General features: G+C 71.1%; 4 protein-coding genes. All 4 read right to left on the reverse strand.

What is annotated here, in order from left to right:
- The coding region (locus FE811_RS26595; protein ID WP_036761442.1) for a DUF6691 family protein at nucleotides 1-402 on the reverse strand (402 nt) is incomplete at its 3' end.
- Nucleotide 403: 1 nt separating this feature from the next.
- Nucleotides 404-823: a YeeE/YedE family protein gene (locus FE811_RS26600; RefSeq protein WP_036761444.1), complete on the reverse strand. Its 420-nt coding sequence runs from the start codon at nucleotides 821-823 to the stop codon at nucleotides 404-406.
- Entirely contained in the window at nucleotides 820-1,143 is a 324-nt protein-coding gene (locus FE811_RS26605) for a DUF2892 domain-containing protein (protein WP_116222805.1), read from the reverse strand. The genes FE811_RS26600 and FE811_RS26605 overlap by 4 nt, the downstream gene beginning before the upstream one ends.
- Before the next feature lie 15 nt (nucleotides 1,144-1,158).
- Nucleotides 1,159-2,037 (reverse strand): MBL fold metallo-hydrolase, encoded by an 879-nt coding sequence (locus tag FE811_RS26610; RefSeq protein ID WP_116222867.1) that lies wholly within the window; start codon nucleotides 2,035-2,037, stop codon nucleotides 1,159-1,161.
- Between the last annotated feature and the right edge of the window lie 98 nt (nucleotides 2,038-2,135).

Here is a 2,135-nt window from a genome sequence, read left to right on the forward strand (position 1 = left end):
CTGCCCGATTTTGACCATTGCGATTCCGGCGGCCATTGTTGCGGTGAAGAGGACGGGTTCGGGGCGGATGAGGCCGATGGCGGGGATGGCGCCGCCGGGGCAGAAGCCCGACAGCCCCCAGCCCAGGCCGAACAGCGCCGAACCCCCGACCAGCCCGGCGTCGATGTCGCGCCGCTCGGGCAGGTGGAAGCGCAGCGCCAGCACCGGCGCCGGCCGGCGCAAGACCAGCCGGTAGCCCGGATAGGCCACCAGCAGCGCCCCGCCCATCACGAAGGCCAGGGACGGATCCCAGGCCCCGGCAATGTCGAAGAAATTCAGAACCTTCGCAGGGTTGGCCATGCCCGAGACCGCAATCCCCGCGCCAAAGACCAACCCGACCAGCAAGGCCGACAGCAAGACCATCTCAGAACCCTCCCGCAAGATGGCGCACCGCATAGACCGTCGCCCCGGTCGCCAGCATGAAGCTCAGCGTCGCCACCAGCGACCGCGCCGACAGCCGCGCCAGCCCGCAGACCCCGTGGCCCGAGGTGCAGCCGCCGCCATAGCTGACCCCGATCCCGACCAGCAGCCCGCTGAGCGCCGTCCAGCCCAGCGGCACCGGGCTGTCGAAGCCGATCTCGACCCCGCCCAGCCGCACCAGCAGCAAGGGCGCCGCCACCGCGCCGGCCAGGAAGGCCAGCCGCCAGCCGCCGCCCGGCGCCAGCGCCCCGGCCAGGATCCCGGTCATGCCGGCGATGCGGCCGTGCAGCGCCATCAGCAGCACCGCCGCCAGCCCGATCAACCCGCCGCCCAGCAGCGATTGCACAGGGGTGAATTCGGTCATGCCCCGCCTCCGTCCCGACGATCCCCGTTTTCGCGATCCCCGTCCTCGCGGTCCCCGTCCTCGCGGTCCCCGTCCCGACGATCCGCGCCTTCGCCTTCAGAGCCGCCTTCGGAACCGCCGCCTTCCGGCCCGCGGCCGATGCCCAGCAGCGCCCAGACCGGGCAGAAGCGCAGCGCCGCGGTCGCCAGCAGCACCAGCCCGACAACCGCCGCCGCCCAGCTCCACGCCGGCGAAAGCCCGGCCAGCAAGGCCAGCAGAACCAGGCCGAGGCCCAGCACCAGCCGCAGCACCCGCTCGGTGCCTGCGATATTGATCCGCATCCTTCCTCCTCCTCCTCAGTCCCAGGGCGCCTGCAGCAGGTCAAGCGGGATCTTCAGGTAGCGCCGACCGTTCGCCTCCGGCGCGGGCAGCCGGCCGGCATTGGTGTTGACCTGCAGCGCATGCAGGATCAGCTTGGGCATCGGCAGGGTGCGGTCGCGCGCCTGCCGCGCGGCGACGAACTCGGCCTCGGTCAGGTATTGCGCCATGTGGCTGTTGCGCGCCTTCTGCTCGGCCACGGTCGATTCCCAGGCCGGCGCCCGCCCGCCCTGGCAATAGTCGTGGCCGGTGAAGACCCGCGTCGCCTCGGGCAGGGCCAGGATCTCCTGGATCGAGCGCCACAGCGCATGCGCGTCGCCGCCGGGGAAATCCGCCCGCGCCGTGCCGCTGTCGGGCATGAACAGCGTGTCGTGCACGAAGGCCGCGTCGCCGATCACATAGGAGATCGAGGCCAGGGTATGGCCGGGCGAGAACAGCACCCGCGCCGGGATCGAGCCGAGGCGGAAGGTCTCGCCCTCGGCGAAGAGCCGGTCCCATTGCGAGCCGTCGGCGGGGAAGTCCGGCCAGTTGTAGAATTCCTTCCACAGTTTCTGCACCTCGACCACCTTCTCGCCGATGGCGGTGGGGGCGCCGGTCTTGCGCTTGAGGTAGTCGGCGGCCGAGAAATGGTCGGCATGGGGATGGGTGTCGAGGATCCATTCCAGCCTGTAGCCGCGCTCGGCGATGAAGGCGAGGATGCGGTCGGCCTCGATGGTGGCGGTGGCGCCGGATTTCTCGTCATAGTCCAGCACCGGGTCGACGACGGCGCATTGGCCGGTCGCCGGATCGGCCACCACATATTGCACCGAGCCGGTCCGCGCCTCGTAAAACCCCGTCACCTCCGGCACAGCCGCCAGGGCCGCGGCCACGCCTGCGCCAGAACCGGGGCCAGGATCGGAATGCGGATCGGAATGCGGATCGGCGGCCCGGCCGGGGCCGGAATCACGATCACGGG

Origin of the sequence: Paracoccus sp. FO-3 (genome assembly GCF_006386455.1) — a bacterium.
GTDB classification, from domain to species: domain Bacteria; phylum Pseudomonadota; class Alphaproteobacteria; order Rhodobacterales; family Rhodobacteraceae; genus Paracoccus; species Paracoccus versutus.